Genomic DNA, 14,061 nt, shown 5'->3' on the forward strand with positions numbered 1-14,061 from the left:
TGTGGTAACAGTCCAACCCAATGCCTCGAGCTCACGCAAGACCGCTTCGATTTCCTTGGACTTGTGCGCTTTACGGGACATTATTTAGGCTCTTCGGTTTATGTTGTCAATCGACAACTTTATGTGCTGCCAAACGCTTTTTCTCAATCAAGGCACAATGGTAGAACAACAACGTCCGACGGGCCATTTCCCCGATCACTCGTTCACCCCATAGAGCTCTCGCAACTGCTCCGGCACGGGCTCAGGAATATCCCATTGCACCGTGATCGGTGCCTCGCCCTCCCATCCGGCGAACTCCACCGGGCCAGCATAACGGAAAGGTGCCGCGCGGCCATCGCGCAGTTTCGATTTGCGCAGGAACAAGTGAACCGTCCAGCCGGCTTCCGCGCCAGAGATGATGCGGCCGCGCAGGCCGTTGCGGCGGGTGCTGGTCTGGGCCTGCCAGACAAAGCGCGTTGGGCTTGCGAACTGGTCGGCATAGTGGCCTCCAAGGGACATGCTCCCCTTGTCCATTGTCACGAGTAGGATCATCGCCCGTACGCCCTTGAGCACCACAATACCGGCGTTCCATGAGCCAGTATTGAACACCGCCCCGAAATGCGGCGCGATCTGATCGCGCTGGTATTCCTGCCATAGGGTCAGGCTCTGGGTGGGGGCGACCGGTGCGGGGGCGGCATCTTCGGCGGCTTCCGCCAGGCTGGTGCCCTCGGGCATGTCATAAACTACATCCCGCGCCTGAAGATACCGTAGCAACCGCCAATCCACGAGTTCCGAAGCAAGCGGGGCTAGAGCGGGGTTCTGAGCTTCGGCAAATGTGGTCTGGAAGGTGCCTGGCCCCAACTGGAACCAATCCGTCTCTGCCAGGATCTTGAGCGGTTGCTGCATCAGGACAGCGCGCAAGCGTGGGGTGTCATCCGGATCGACGCTTAGGTCCGCCTTGATCTGTGGATTACGACGCGCCAGCCTGGCAACGCGCTCCACCAGCTCGGTCAGGGCGATCTGGCCCGGGAAGGCATTCCCCTCAATCATCGCGCGCAGGACCAGCATCTTGTAGCTACGGGTCATCCGCGTCGTCTCGATCTCGTCCAAAAGCGTGCGATGAGCGGTCCAGGTCGCGCGCTGTGTATCAGACAGGTCGCGCATATCTGCAACGAACCCGAGCCATCCTTCATGCCCCGTGCGCCCAGGGTTGAAGCCCGCATGCTGCACCTCGGAGGCTGTGGGCCGTGTGCCGTGACGCTCACGGAAATCGCGGTAGAAGGCGGCAAGTTCCTCGCCATCGCGCGGCTGGCGGATCAGGGACCGCAGGATGTCGAGTGCCTGCAGGTCATAGGTCACCTCGCAGCCCACGGGAAACTGGATCAGCTTGTCGTTGAGCCGCTCCAGCGCGAGCCGCAGCGCGCCATCGCCCGCGCCCAGCTTGAGAAGCGTGCGGAACTTCGTCAGGAAAATCCGGTGGTTACCGATATAGTCGATCACCGCCAGATGCGTCTTTTCCGCCGACCGCCGCAGACCGCGACCAAGTTGCTGCAACCAGATCACCGGGCTTTCGGTGGGGCGCAGCATCAACACCGTGTCGATCGAAGGCACGTCGACCCCCTCGTTGAACATGTCGACGGCAAAGACGATGTCGAGATCGCCGTCCTCCAGCGCTTTCAGTGCGCTGGCCCGAGGGGCCGAAGTGTCCCCCGAATGGACCGCCACTGCACGCAGACCGCGCGCTTGCGCGAAGTCGGCCATGAAATCGGCATGGCGGCGGGAGACACAGAAGCCGATGGTCTTCTTGCCACCGCGCTTCGCAAGCTGTTCGAGGGCGTTCTCGGCGCGGGCCTGGGTGGCGACGGCTTCTGTCAGGGCAGCCTCGTCGAACCGCCCGCTACGCCAGGGTATCTGTGAATACTCGACCGGGTCGGGCACGCCGAAGTAGTGGAAGGGGGCCAGAAGCCCCCGGTCGATCCCCGACCAGAGATCGCATTCGTAGACCAGGTTTTCCTCGCACAGCCCCAACAGGTCACCACCATCGCTGCGGTCGGGTGTGGCGGTCAGGCCCAGTAGGAAGCCGGGCTGGAAATGGTCGATGATACGCCGATAGGTGGCGGCGGCGGCGTGGTGGAATTCGTCGATGACGATGTAATCGAAGGCGCGCGGGTCGAAACGGGTCAGATGCGAGTTGCGTGCAAGTGTCTGGACCGAGGCGAAGACGATATCTGCCTCGGGGTCCTTCTCCTCGCCGCTATAGCGGCCAAGACGGTCGCGAGGCCGGACCGCACGAAAGGCAACCATGGCTTGGGTCAGAATTTCTTCGCGGTGCGCCACGAAGAGGACACGGGCGGCAGTCGCGCTGTCGAAGGCAGCGAGGAAAGTCTTGCCCAGCCCCGTAGCTAGCACCACCAGCCCCGCGCCATAGCCCTTTGCTCGGGTCGCTCGTAGCGCCGTCAGCGCTTCGGCCTGAACCTCGTGCGGGGTGGGCTCCGTTTCCGGGGCCTCTACTGGTGCACCGGTGATCGTGGGCTGGGGCACGATGCGGCGATCCTCATAGGCGTCGATCCAGGCTGGGGTCAGTTCGGTAACCTCGGGCCTTATCAGCAGCGACTCGAAGGCCGCCCGCGCGGCCAGCAACGGGGCGGGATCGACCGGGTCAACGTGGCGCAAGTTCCACTCGATGCCCTCGGTCAGCGCCGAGCGGGACAGATTCGACGACCCGACGATCAGCGCCCCGCCGTCACCGGCAAAGGTGAACATCCAGGCCTTGGGGTGGAAAGGGATCTGCGCTGCCTGAAACACATGCAGCCGAAGCTCGCCCTCAAGATCTGCTATGAGCCGCAAGGCCGCCGGTTCCGTTACACCCAGGTAGTCGCCAGTCAGCAGCCGCAACTGCCCACCGCGGTCCAGCAGGTCGCGCAGATGCGGCAGGATCACCCGTACGCCCGAGGTCATCAGAAATGAAACCGACAGATCGACAGCGTGCGCCTGGTCGATCAGTGGGCGCAGATGGGCGTGCAATGCATCCTCGCCGCCCGAGATCAGGGGGCGGTCATGGGGCATTCCCAGCAAGGAGCCGGGTGCCGCCAATGGCGGATCGAGGCGCAGATGGACATGGTCGCCAGTCTCAACCAACGTCACGCGTGCTGCCACGTTCGCCGTCTCGAGAAGAGCTTGCACCGGTCCAATCCTTGCAGCCAGCGTGGCTTGCTCTGCGGCGGACAGTTCCCGCCAACGCGCAACGTGACGGCGGGGGGCGAGCGCAAGACCAGCACCCTGGCGGACCAGGATGACCTGCGCGTCGCATTCCACAATGTCACTGGCGGCGGCAGCGCAGACAACGCAGGGATGGTCGCCCGATCCCTCAGGCACATTCGATCCAGCCGTCACGTCTTCTTCACCACTGAATTCACCCACTGTTCCGATGCGCGTTCAGGGCGGCAGTCCCGGCTTTCCCAAAAGTCCGATTGGCCGAATACGGCGCATTCGGCCAGGAGAGACCTTAGACGTTCCTCAGTCATGTCGGTAAAGCGTCGACCATCCTTCACTCGCTCGCCTTTGCCGCACTTGAACGACATATAGAGCACGCCGCCAGGGACGAGATGGGCGGCCAGCCGATCGATGACGTCTGGCAAGTTCTCCTCTGCAACATGCAGCAGAGAAGCGCAGGCCCAGATTCCCTCGAACGAATGATCCCACGAAAAATCTTCGAAACGCATCAGCTTGGTCGGTACCGCCGCGAGTTCTTGCGTAGCGGCTGCCATAGTTCGCGAGGAGTCGAAAGCTTCTACATCGTAACCCAAAATGCGAAAGGCTAGCGCGTCACGTCCTGATCCTGACCCCGCATCGAGAATGCGTGCAGGGCCGTTATGTCGCGGCGGCACAACTTGCAGAAATCGCCCACGCGCCGCTGACATATCAAGATCGCGTGTGGTCGATATGAAGTTAGAGGCATTGTCATCATAAAAGTTAGACAATTTGTTGCTCCGTCAGAACTATATCTTCATTTCGTGCCGATCAAAGATCGAGAGTTCTTTGCGGGTATGTTTCATAAGAATGCGCAGGAACCTTTGGACAATAAGGGTGCCGCCAAGGCCGATGGTAACAAGCATTAGATAGAACCAGTGGGCAAGCCCCCATGTCTCTTGGCCAGACGTTGCAATCAATCCAGTGCTGCCGACCAGCAAGCAGATTGCACAAGCCACGCCGATTTGTCGGGCGAATGTGAAGATTTCCAGCTCACAAGGCTCCAGCTTTTGCTTTGGCGATTTCGGGTGGTAAGCATTGTCACTCATTCAAACATCTCCTCAGTCAAGCGTATCGAAATATTTTTTCGCAACCGCTTCCGGTGTCTCGCCGGTTTGCGCAGCTTGCGCGGCTACGAAACCTATGATCTTCGCAAGTTTGACGATTGGCAGGTTTGTCTGCCGTGTTTGATCTTCGACTAGTACGGCCATTGAGCATTGCTCGGATAGTTCCGGATCGTCCGTCTTATGAATGCCGCCCTTACCGGTTAGCAGCCATTCAAGCGTGATGTTGAACGCTTCACTTATCTTGACTGCAGCTAGAGCCGGAAGTTCGCGCTTTTCTTGTTCGTAGTACTTGTAGGTCCGGTCCGACACATCGATCGCGGCGGCCATAACGGGCTGCGTAAGATCATTGATCTTGCGGATTTCTCTCAAGCGAAGGCCGATTCCAGACAGGTCTGTTGACAAAGTGCATCCTGGGTCATTAAAAGTGCATATAGCTGCACTTTATGTGGGCAAGCAGCGATTCTGTTCACTCTTGCAGGATTTTGAGTAATTTCCAACTGGAAGGCGAAGCATGGAAAAGCATCTCGAAACACCCAAGGAACTCGCAGAACGCATTGGCATTCCGGTGTCCAACGTGCGCTACCTGATCCGAGAGGACATGCTGGACCACATTTACACGGCCCCAGGGCGCCGCAACCCCAAGATCCCACAGGGCGCCTGGGAGCGGTACGTTGACAATTTCACGGTGAAGGCATGCCCAGAAAACCATTCCCGCCGCGTCTCGAGCGCGACCGCAAACGTCCGTCCGAGGGCAACTGGTATATCTACTGGACCGAAGGGGGACGCAGCCGCGAGCACTCGACTGGCACTGGGGATCGCAACCAGGCTGAACTCTACTTCGCAGAATGGAAGCTGAGGCGCTTCAGGCCTGAGCGTGCGGTCGAGCCGCACGAATTCTATGTTGCCGACGCGATTTCGCACTACCTGGCGAAGCGGCTTGATGATGTCACCGACCCGGAGCGCCTGGCCAATGCAGCCCGGCCGATCATTCGCTTTTTCGATGGCTATTCGGTAGGAGATATCAACGACGTGCTCATAAAGGAGTACTGCCAGAAACGGCGTGACAGCCGTGCGGACAAGGGACTCAAGGACGGCACTCTGAGGCGAGAACTCAGTCTGTTGTCGACAGCCATTCGCCGAGCCGAAGAAGATCAGCTGATCACGCGAAAGATCGCGGTGCGGCTTCCTCCAAAGCCTGAGGGTCGTATACGCTTTCTGACCTGCGATGAAGCGATAAGGCTCATACAGGCTTCGCGAAGCATTAACGCTTCGCCGGAGAACGGCGTGCCGACAGAGACCAAGACCGAACACCTGACACTGTTTCTCAGGATCGGCCTGCTGACTGGCCAGCGGAAAGAGGCGATCCTATCCTTGCGCTGGTCGGACATCGATTTTCACAGCAACATCATCTACTGGAACCCGGTCGGTCGCCGACGGACCAAGAAGGAGCGCCCCAGCTCGAGGTTGCCTGCGCGCCTGAGAAAATACCTGTTGCGCAGGCGCAGGCGATTTCCGGAAGACGAGTTCGTCGTCACGCATCGCGGAAAGTCTCTGCAGAACATAAAGCGCGCGTTTCGAACTGCTGTTGTGGAGGCTGGCCTCGAGACCGAGGGAGACAGCAAGGTCGTTCCGCATACTCTCCGACATACCTGCGCGACCTGGCTCATGCAAAAGGGCGCGCCCAAGTGGGACGCCTGCGGCTTTCTCGGGATGACGCTCGAGACGCTCGAAAAGAACTATGGGCATCACCACCCGGACCACCAGCGAGGGGCGGCAGATGCAATCTGATGTCCGGATCATTTCCGGAAATAGATCGACACAAAGCGGAAAAAAGGAGCAGCAATATGAGTACGTACTACAATGATTACAGCAGGTTAGCCTCAGGCCCGATCCTTCGGGAGGCAGGGGCCGGAGGTTCGAATCCTCTCACTCCGACCAATAGACCAAGGCGCCCACGGGCGCCTTTGGTGTTTCATCACCGACGAACACCAACGGCAATGCCCCCGGACCCCGCACGGGTTTGCCCTGCCCCTTGTCGCAACACCGCAATTCCACCCCACGCTCTACAGGTCGGGATATCCACCCCTGGTGGCGTCTTGCACGCCTGGGCAGCTTGACCGGCTTCCACGCCATGATCGGAAAATTTCAAGCCGCCGATATCAAACACGTGCAAGGGCGCCGTGATTCGTGTAAGTTTAAAGTGACAAAGGGAGGTCTAAATCATGTCAGGTGCGCTAAACACTTTGCTGGTAGACTTTCGATATCGTCAGCGCGTTCGCCATGCGATGTTCGATCATATGGGAATCGATATTCCCGAAGAGGATGCGAAAAGGCTATTTGAACATCTGCGTGCGGCGATGTTGGCCTGCAATCGTTGCCAGGCACCTGAAACCTGCATCAACTGGATCAACGGCGGGCATCGCGGAGCACCACACTTTTGCAAGGCACATACAGCACTGATGGTGCTGCAACGGGCCACGGGCCAGGCATCGGCGGCGCGTCACGCGGCGGAATGACACTGCCGGGCTTCGTGGAAATACCCGCACGGGCCAAGATGCATTCCGCCCATAGCTGACCCAGATCAAGGCACTTCAATTGCGATATCGTTAATGTACCTTTCAAGGGAATAGGCCCCTTGATTTGAGTGAGGTTTATCAATGCTGCGTCTTGCATCCATTCTTTATTCGCTGATCAGCACGTCGCTGGCTGGCAGTTTCATTGTCGTGGCACTGGTCACCGGCTACACGACGCTGATGCCAATCATCTATGCTGCCGCGGCCGGTTTCGTGTTGGCGTTGCCTGTCTCTTGGGCGGTGTCAAAACAGCTTTACGACGACTCCTGACTGCCGGTCTGATTGGCCAGCGCAGTGTCGCCCCGGGCAGGAACCGGGCGGTGCGTGCCGGTGCCAACGTGGCCGTGCCTCAGGCCAGCATATCCAGGTAGTGGCGCACTGCCGCTTCGAACTCGCGCGGTTTTTCTGCGTGCAGCCAATGGCCCGTACCGGGAATCTTGGCGAATTGCGCCTTGGGAAACAGGCGCTTGATTTCCGACCGATACTCGGGCGTCACGTAATGCGACTCCGCCCCGGACAGAAACAGCACCGGCCCGTCGAATTGCGTTTCGAATGACGGGAAAGACAGGATCTTCGGCATGTCGCGGGCCAGAACATCAAGGTTCAACCGCCAGCGCCGCCCTTGCACATCCAGCGACTGCAGGAAAAACGCGCGCAATTGCGGATCGTCGATCGCTTCGAGCTGGGCCAAGGCGTCCGATCGTTTTTCAACGCGGCTCAGGTCGACCGATTTCATCGCCTCGATGAATTGGGTCTGCGCATGGTCATAGCTCACCGGCGCGATATCGGCCACGATCAGGCGGCGCAGGTTTTCCGGGTGCGACAGCGCCAAGGCCATGGACGCCTTGCCCCCCATCGAGTGGCCAAGAACATCCCAGGTGCCGCCCAGGTGCTCGATCACCTCGGCCAGATCGCTTGCCATCTCGGGGTAACCGTGGCTGTCGAACCAGGGGCTGTCACCGTGGTTGCGCATATCCACCGCCACGACCTGCCGCGTATCGGACAGGCGCTTGGAGATAACACCCCAGTTTCGCGCCGATCCGTAAAGCCCGTGTGCGATCAACAGGCCGGGGCCGCCCTGCCCTTCGCCGTGCCGGATGTAATTCAGCATGTCGCCCCCTTTCGCATTTGACCCCACCGCAAGCGCGCCCTAGCCTGCGCGGCGGAGAGACCGATGGATTCCCAGGAATTGGCGCGCAAGACCGCGCATTTGAACACCTTGCTGGAGCAAAAGCTGGGCCTGCGCAAGGGCGGGCTGGCCGCCCGTGCCAACCGCGCGGGGCGCGATCTGCCGGCCTGGGTGCGGCGCAATCTGCAACAATTGGCCGAGGCCGAGACGATGGCCAGCCACCCCAAGCTGGCGCGGATGCTGGACGGGCAGGCGCTGGAAAAGGCCTATACCGCTGCCGCCGCGCACCTGGCTGACATCGACCCGCGCGAAAGACGCAAGGACCGGCTGTTGGGGCTGCTGGGCGGGCTGGCGTTCAACATGCTGCTGTTTGCGGCATTGGTGCTGGCGCTTTTGCGCTGGCAAGGTTTCATCTGACAATCAGACGAATTGTTCGCGGATCAGCCGCTCTTCCAAGCCGTGGCCCGGATCGAACAGGATACGATGCACCACGTCGGGCGCGCTGTTGATCTCCACCGAAACCACATCACGCACCGAACGGGAATCGGCATCCGCCATGACGGGGCGTTTGTCGGGCTCGGTCACGTCGATGCGCACATGAGCCTTCTTGGGCAGCAGCGCCCCGCGCCAGCGGCGCGGGCGAAACGGCGCGATTGCAGTCAGCGCCAGAACATCCGACCCGATGGGCAGGATCGGCCCGTGCGCGGAATAATTGTAAGCCGTCGATCCCGCGGGCGTCGATACCAGCGCGCCATCGCAGACCAGTTCCTCCATCCGCAGCCGGTCATCGACCGTGATCTTCAACTTGGCGGCCTGCGGCCCTTGCCGCAGCAGCGACACCTCGTTGATGGCCAGCGCCTCGTGCAGGGATCCGTCCATGCACGTCGCGCGCATGCGCAGCGGGTTCAGGGCCTCTTCCTGGGCGTCTTGCAGGCGCTCCATCAGATCGGTTTCGTGATAGGCGTTCATGAGAAACCCCACGGTGCCCCGGTTCATTCCGTAAACCGGCGCGTCCAACCCTTGTGTCCGGTGCAAGGTCTGCAACATGAAACCGTCGCCCCCCAGCGCCACGATAACGTCGGCGCGTTCCTCGGGGGCGTCGCCATAGCGCGCGACCAGCGCGGCACGCGCGGCTTGCGCGGTGGGCGCATCGCTGGCGGTAAAGGCGATGGCAAGCGGCATGGCTGGGTTATCCTGTTTCCGAAGGGCGAATTTTGCCCCCGACAGAACCACAACTTGCCCAAACGCACCAGCCCCGCCGCGCGGACGCAGCACTGCGTCGCTTTCGACCCTTCCAGCCGCGCCCGCTTTCCAGTAGGACCAATGCCAAAACCATCCCCTTGTTCTGACCCGAAAACGGAGCCCTAGATGTCTGACACCGGTTTCTTCACCGAAAGCCTTTCCTCGCGCGACCCCGAGCTTTTCCAGTCGATCACCGACGAGCTGGGGCGCCAGCGCCACGAGATCGAGCTGATCGCCTCTGAAAACATCGTGAGCGCCGCCGTGATGGAGGCGCAGGGTTCGGTGATGACGAACAAGTATGCCGAAGGCTATCCCGGGCGGCGCTACTATGGCGGCTGCCAGTTCGTCGACGTGGCCGAAAACCTGGCCATCGACCGCGCGAAAGAGCTGTTCGGTTGTGAATTCGCAAATGTGCAACCCAACTCGGGCAGCCAGGCCAACCAGGGCGTCTTTACCGCGCTGCTGCAACCGGGCGACACCATCCTGGGGATGAGCCTGGATGCCGGTGGCCACCTGACACATGGCGCCAAGCCCAACCAGTCGGGCAAGTGGTTCAACGCCGTGCAATATGGCGTGCGCCAACAAGACAGCCAGATCGATTACGAGCAGATCGCCGCACTGGCAGCCGAGCACAAACCCAAGATGATCATCGCCGGCGGCTCGGCCATCCCGCGCCATATCGACTTTGCCCGCATCCGCGAGATCGCCGACAGCATCGACGCATGGGTTCTTGCCGATGTGGCGCATTTCGCGGGCCTGATCGCGGCGGGCGTCTACCCCGACCCGTTCCCGCATGCCCATGTTGTCACCACCACCACTCACAAGACCCTGCGCGGCCCGCGCGGTGGCATGATCCTGACCAACGACGAGGCGCTGGCCAAGAAGTTCAACAGCGCCATCTTCCCCGGTATCCAGGGCGGCCCGCTGATGCATGTGATCGCCGCCAAGGCCGTGGCCTTTGGCGAGGCGCTACGCCCCGGATTCAAGACCTACCAGCAACAGGTGGTCAAGAACGCCCAGGCGCTGGCCGACGAGCTGATGAAGGGTGGGCTGGATATCGTGACCGGCGGCACCGATTGCCACGTGATGCTGGTCGACCTGCGGCCCAAGGGCGTCAAGGGCAACGCGACCGAAGCCGCGCTGGAACGTGCGCATATCACCTGCAACAAGAACGGCATTCCGTTCGACCCGGAAAAGCCCACCGTGACCAGCGGCGTGCGCCTCGGAACCCCCGCCGGCACGACCCGCGGTTTCGGCGAGGAAGAGTTCCGCCAGGTCGGGCGCTGGATCGTGGAAGTGGTCGATGGGCTGGCGGCCAACGGTGAAGAAGGCAACGCTGCCGTCGAGGCCAAGGTCAAGGCCGAGGTCGAGGCGCTGTGCCGGAATTTCCCGATCTACCCCAACCTCTGACATCGCTCGGCGCGCGTTATAGTGCGCGCCGACGCCCCCTTGCCGTGATGTGGGAACGCGCGCTCAGTCCCCTTGGCACAGGCTGTCGAACACCGCGCGGGTTGCGCAGGCCGGGGGCACTTGGGCCGGTTCGCCCATATCTTGCGCCGCCAACCAGGATTGGCATTTTTCAGCCCATGCGCAGCCGCGACACCGCGTGATCATGGCCGTCCATTCCCCGGCTGTCAGGCGGCCTTGCCGCCGCGCGTCCGGCAGGTCGACACCGGCGGCCCGCGCCATATCCTGAACCAGCCAGAAATGCGTGATCGGATTGCCAAGATTGCGCATTGCCTCCCCTCCCGGTCTGAGTGTCCCGTCATACTGAGGCAAGACCCCGCGATCCGCGTTGATCCTGATCAAGCGCCGTCGCTCACTCCCTCATGCTCCAGATAGGCGGCCACGCAGCTTTGCACGTGGCGAAACCTGTCACCCCCCAGATGCTTGCCGCCATACCACCGCGTCACGACCACGACCCGGTCATGCAGGCCCGCCCGCTCAAGCATGCGCAGGATGACCATCCCGGCGCCCGCCTCGCCGTCATCACCCTTCAGCGCCGTGCCATCGGCCAGCAACACCGCCCAGGTGTTATGCGTTGCCTTGGCGAATTTCTTGTTTCGCTTCAACTCTTTGAGAAAGGCCGCCACATCATCGGGCCCACGTGCCACCCCGCCCGATACCGCGTAGCGCGAGCCGCGATCACTGACGATGTTGGGCAAGATGACCATGGAAATGAAACTCCTGCTTCGGGTTCGAGGTGCCTTTGCCGGGCACAGCGTGCGCCCCGCATGTCATTACCTGCAATACGCCAGCGCCAAAAGGCGTGCCGCGGGCGGCCATCAAACGGCGCATCAAAGGGCAGCGACGGTTTCGCGCACAACCTGGATACGCCGCGCATTGGGCGGGTGCGTGCCCAGAAAGCGGTTGCCCGGATCCGGGATGCGGGTAAAGAACTCGGCCCCGCGCAACGGGTCATATCCCGCGCGCTTGGCGATGATCGTGCCCAGGTGATCGGCTTCCAACTCGAACTCCTTGGAATAGCTGCGCGCACCCACGGCTGCGCCCAGGTCCTGCGCCGCGCGCACGCCGCGCTCATCGGCGCCCGTCAACGTGGCAAGGCCCGCGAAAATCACCGCCCCAGCAGCGGCGGCTTCGCGCTGGCGGTCAATATGGCCAGCGATATGATGTGCGGCCTCGTGCCCCATGACAAAGGCCAGCTCATCGACATTGCGCGCCTCGGCGATCAGGCCGATGGTAAAGGCGACCACCGGACGCCCCTGTGCGTCCAGCGTCTGAAACGCGTTGGGCGGCATGCCCGGCCGGTCGTCGATAACGATCTGGAAATCGCAATTGGCACCGGGCGCGACACGGCGGCATTCCTGCTCGGCCACGGGCTCGACCGTTTCGACCACATCAATGAAATTCCGCGCCGCCACCCGTGCCGCTTGCGACACCGACGCCGATGCCGGCCGTTGTTGTTCCGGCGCCGGGCCAACGGTTTGCACACATCCCGACAGGCCCATCACGGCCAAAAGGACCAACCCCAATGCGCGCATTTTCACCCTTCCAATCGCTGGCTGCATGACGCGTTCTAACACGGTCGCGCCGGGCCGCCATAGGCTTCACGCGGTGTTGAAACGCTTGCAAAGGCGAAATCCCGCCATACACTGACCCCATGTTCAGTATCGAGCACGAATTCGACGCCACAGTTGTAACGCTTGTCGACGAAGGCCGCGCGCCTTTGCAGGAAGACGTGACGCTGAACGCCTTCGAGGAATGTGTGACCGTCGAACAATACGACCCCCGCACCGACAGCGTGCAAAAGATAACGCTGTCGATTACCCAGGTAAAAGACCTGGCTGCCGCGTTGAACCTGCCCGAAGGGCTCTACAGCCGCAATCGCGGGTAAGGCGACGCCTCATTCCAAGCGGAACACCTTGTCTCGTGCTGTCTGCCCGCGCACCAGCACCAGCCGCGATTTGGCCACGCCCATCGCGCGGGCCAGGATCTTTTGCACCGCCTTGTTGGCCTTGCCGTCCTCGGGCGGGGCCGTGACATAAATGCGCAACGCGCCCTCGGCGGTGTCGATCCGGTCGCGCGCGGCACGCGGTGTGACGCGCAGGGCGATCTCGGCACCGGGCTGGGCAAGATGTGTGAGGTCGGGCAGATGCTTGGCCATGGCTTAACATGGACAATCCCGGCCAGGATGGGAATAGTCGCCGCAACGACATTGGAAAACGGGGCTGGCCATGACCACGGGTTTCTTTCACGATGAACGCTGTTTCTGGCATTCGGGCGGCAACTACGCCCTGACCCTGCCGGTGGGCGACCTGGTGCAGCCCCTCGCGGCGGGCGGTCTGCCTGAAAGCCCCGAAACCAAGCGGCGGCTGAAGAACCTGATGGAAGTCACCGGCCTGTTGTCGGAACTCTCGGTACAAAGCGCGCCACCCGCCACCCGTGACGAGCTGCTGCGCATCCACCCCCCCAGCTACCTTGATGAATTCAAGGCAAAATCCGATGCCGGTGGGGGCGAGATGGGGCCACGCACCCCCTTTGGCAAAGGGGCCTATGAAATCGCCGCGCTGTCGGCGGGGCTGGCGCGTTCGGCGTTACTGGCGGTAGTGCGTGGCGAGATGAACAATGCCTATGCCCTCTCGCGCCCGCCCGGCCATCACTGCCTGCCCGACTGGCCCAACGGGTTCTGCCTGCTGGCCAATATTCCCGTCGCGGTCGAGGCGGCGCGGGCAGAGGGCTTGCTGGGCCGGGTCGCTATCGTGGATTGGGATGTCCATCACGGCAACGGCGCCGAGGTGATCTATCAAGACCGCGACGACACGCTGACAATCTCGATCCACCAGGAAAACAACTATCCCACCGACAGCGGCGCGCTGGAGAACCGGGGCCGCGGGCCGGGGGCGGGGTTCAACATGAATGTCCCCCTACCCCCTGGCGTGGGGCATGACGGCTATCTTGCCGCAATGGACAAGATCGTGACGCCTGCGCTGGAACGGTTCCGCCCCGAGGCGATCGTGGTGGCCTGCGGCTATGACGCGTCGATCTTCGATCCGCTGGGGCGCATGGCATGTAGCGCTGACACGTTTCGCCAGATGACCGCGCGGATCAAGGCGCTGGCCGCGCGCTTGTGCGCGGGCAAGCTGGTGCTTGTGCACGAGGGCGGATATTCCGAAGCTTACGTTCCCTTCTGCGGCCATGCCACCATCGCCACGCTTGCCGGCAGCGCCACCGACGCGCCCGACCCGCTGGCGCATACGATGGAACGTCGCCAACCCAATGCCCGCACGACCCGCTTTTTCAACGACATGATCGCCGAAATGGCGCAAGAACTGCTGGGCAAGGGTTGAACCGCCCGCTGTCT

Annotated in this window: 17 protein-coding genes; 7 read left to right on the forward strand and 10 right to left on the reverse strand. The window is 61.8% G+C overall.

Translation table 11 applies throughout. The features are described from left to right. Positions 1-195 precede the first annotated feature (195 nt). The 4 genes from M8744_RS05445 to M8744_RS05460 form a co-directional block, all read right to left on the reverse strand. Entirely contained in the window at positions 196-3,162 is a 2,967-nt protein-coding gene (locus tag M8744_RS05445) for a DUF3427 domain-containing protein (protein ID WP_251410659.1), read from the reverse strand. A 206-nt stretch (positions 3,163-3,368) separates the two neighbouring features. Beyond that, the gene (locus M8744_RS05450) at positions 3,369-3,959 is read right to left on the reverse strand and encodes a class I SAM-dependent methyltransferase (protein WP_147317412.1); all 591 of its coding nucleotides are present in this window, start codon (positions 3,957-3,959) and stop codon (positions 3,369-3,371) included. A gap of 18 nt (positions 3,960-3,977) precedes the next feature. Then, the gene (locus M8744_RS05455) at positions 3,978-4,277 is read right to left on the reverse strand and encodes a hypothetical protein (RefSeq protein WP_251410661.1); all 300 of its coding nucleotides are present in this window, start codon (positions 4,275-4,277) and stop codon (positions 3,978-3,980) included. Positions 4,278-4,289: 12 nt separating this feature from the next. Further along, positions 4,290-4,697, reverse strand: a complete 408-nt coding sequence (locus tag M8744_RS05460; protein ID WP_147317411.1) for a helix-turn-helix domain-containing protein — start codon at positions 4,695-4,697, stop codon at positions 4,290-4,292. A 291-nt stretch (positions 4,698-4,988) separates the two neighbouring features. Here M8744_RS05460 and M8744_RS05465 point away from each other — a divergent pair, with 291 nt between their 5' ends. The 3 genes from M8744_RS05465 (at position 4,989) to M8744_RS05475 (ending at position 7,138) form a co-directional block, all read left to right on the forward strand. Then, the gene (locus tag M8744_RS05465; RefSeq protein WP_251410664.1) at positions 4,989-6,083 is read left to right on the forward strand and encodes a tyrosine-type recombinase/integrase; all 1,095 of its coding nucleotides are present in this window, start codon (positions 4,989-4,991) and stop codon (positions 6,081-6,083) included. Positions 6,084-6,517: 434 nt separating this feature from the next. After that, on the forward strand, positions 6,518-6,811 hold the full coding sequence (locus M8744_RS05470) for a DUF6455 family protein (RefSeq protein WP_251410667.1): 294 nt from the start codon (positions 6,518-6,520) through the stop codon (positions 6,809-6,811). Positions 6,812-6,952: 141 nt separating this feature from the next. Beyond that, entirely contained in the window at positions 6,953-7,138 is a 186-nt protein-coding gene (locus tag M8744_RS05475) for a CTP synthetase (RefSeq protein WP_251410670.1), read from the forward strand. Positions 7,139-7,217: 79 nt separating this feature from the next. Here the strand turns inward: M8744_RS05475 and M8744_RS05480 are convergent, their stop codons facing one another. Next, entirely contained in the window at positions 7,218-7,979 is a 762-nt protein-coding gene (locus M8744_RS05480; RefSeq protein WP_251410672.1) for an alpha/beta fold hydrolase, read from the reverse strand. A 63-nt stretch (positions 7,980-8,042) separates the two neighbouring features. Between M8744_RS05480 and M8744_RS05485 the strand changes: the two genes are divergently transcribed. Then, positions 8,043-8,414 carry a hypothetical protein gene (locus M8744_RS05485; protein WP_251410675.1) on the forward strand — a complete coding sequence of 124 codons (372 nt, stop codon included), beginning with the start codon at positions 8,043-8,045 and terminating at the stop codon, positions 8,412-8,414. Between the two features lie 3 nt (positions 8,415-8,417). Here the strand turns inward: M8744_RS05485 and M8744_RS05490 are convergent, their stop codons facing one another. After that, positions 8,418-9,179 carry an NAD kinase gene (locus M8744_RS05490; protein WP_251410678.1) on the reverse strand — a complete coding sequence of 254 codons (762 nt, stop codon included), beginning with the start codon at positions 9,177-9,179 and terminating at the stop codon, positions 8,418-8,420. Positions 9,180-9,365: 186 nt separating this feature from the next. Between M8744_RS05490 and glyA the strand changes: the two genes are divergently transcribed. Beyond that, positions 9,366-10,649, forward strand: a complete 1,284-nt coding sequence (gene glyA / locus M8744_RS05495; protein ID WP_251410681.1) for a serine hydroxymethyltransferase — start codon at positions 9,366-9,368, stop codon at positions 10,647-10,649. A 63-nt stretch (positions 10,650-10,712) separates the two neighbouring features. On the opposite strand, the gene M8744_RS05500 is transcribed toward glyA, so the two are convergent. From M8744_RS05500 to M8744_RS05510, 3 genes are all read right to left on the reverse strand, one after another. Next, on the reverse strand, positions 10,713-10,976 hold the full coding sequence (locus tag M8744_RS05500) for a DUF6455 family protein (RefSeq protein ID WP_251410684.1): 264 nt from the start codon (positions 10,974-10,976) through the stop codon (positions 10,713-10,715). Positions 10,977-11,044: 68 nt separating this feature from the next. Continuing rightward, the gene (locus tag M8744_RS05505) at positions 11,045-11,413 is read right to left on the reverse strand and encodes a YigZ family protein (RefSeq protein WP_251410687.1); all 369 of its coding nucleotides are present in this window, start codon (positions 11,411-11,413) and stop codon (positions 11,045-11,047) included. A gap of 123 nt (positions 11,414-11,536) precedes the next feature. Continuing rightward, positions 11,537-12,241 carry a M48 family metallopeptidase gene (locus M8744_RS05510; protein ID WP_251410690.1) on the reverse strand — a complete coding sequence of 235 codons (705 nt, stop codon included), beginning with the start codon at positions 12,239-12,241 and terminating at the stop codon, positions 11,537-11,539. Positions 12,242-12,360: 119 nt separating this feature from the next. On the opposite strand from M8744_RS05510, the gene M8744_RS05515 reads away from it, so the two are divergent. Then, a complete protein-coding gene (locus M8744_RS05515) occupies positions 12,361-12,594 on the forward strand; it encodes a DUF8831 family protein (protein WP_251410693.1) in 234 nt (77 codons plus the stop codon). 9 nt (positions 12,595-12,603) lie between these two features. On the opposite strand, the gene M8744_RS05520 is transcribed toward M8744_RS05515, so the two are convergent. Beyond that, positions 12,604-12,864 (reverse strand): DUF167 domain-containing protein, encoded by a 261-nt coding sequence (locus tag M8744_RS05520; RefSeq protein ID WP_251410696.1) that lies wholly within the window; start codon positions 12,862-12,864, stop codon positions 12,604-12,606. Positions 12,865-12,934: 70 nt separating this feature from the next. Between M8744_RS05520 and M8744_RS05525 the strand changes: the two genes are divergently transcribed. Continuing rightward, positions 12,935-14,047, forward strand: coding sequence for a class II histone deacetylase (locus M8744_RS05525; protein ID WP_251410698.1), 1,113 nt, complete (start codon positions 12,935-12,937; stop codon positions 14,045-14,047). The last annotated feature ends 14 nt before the right edge of the window (positions 14,048-14,061 follow it).

This window comes from Lutimaribacter degradans (assembly GCF_023703375.1).
Taxonomy (GTDB): Bacteria; Pseudomonadota; Alphaproteobacteria; order Rhodobacterales; family Rhodobacteraceae; genus Lutimaribacter; species Lutimaribacter degradans.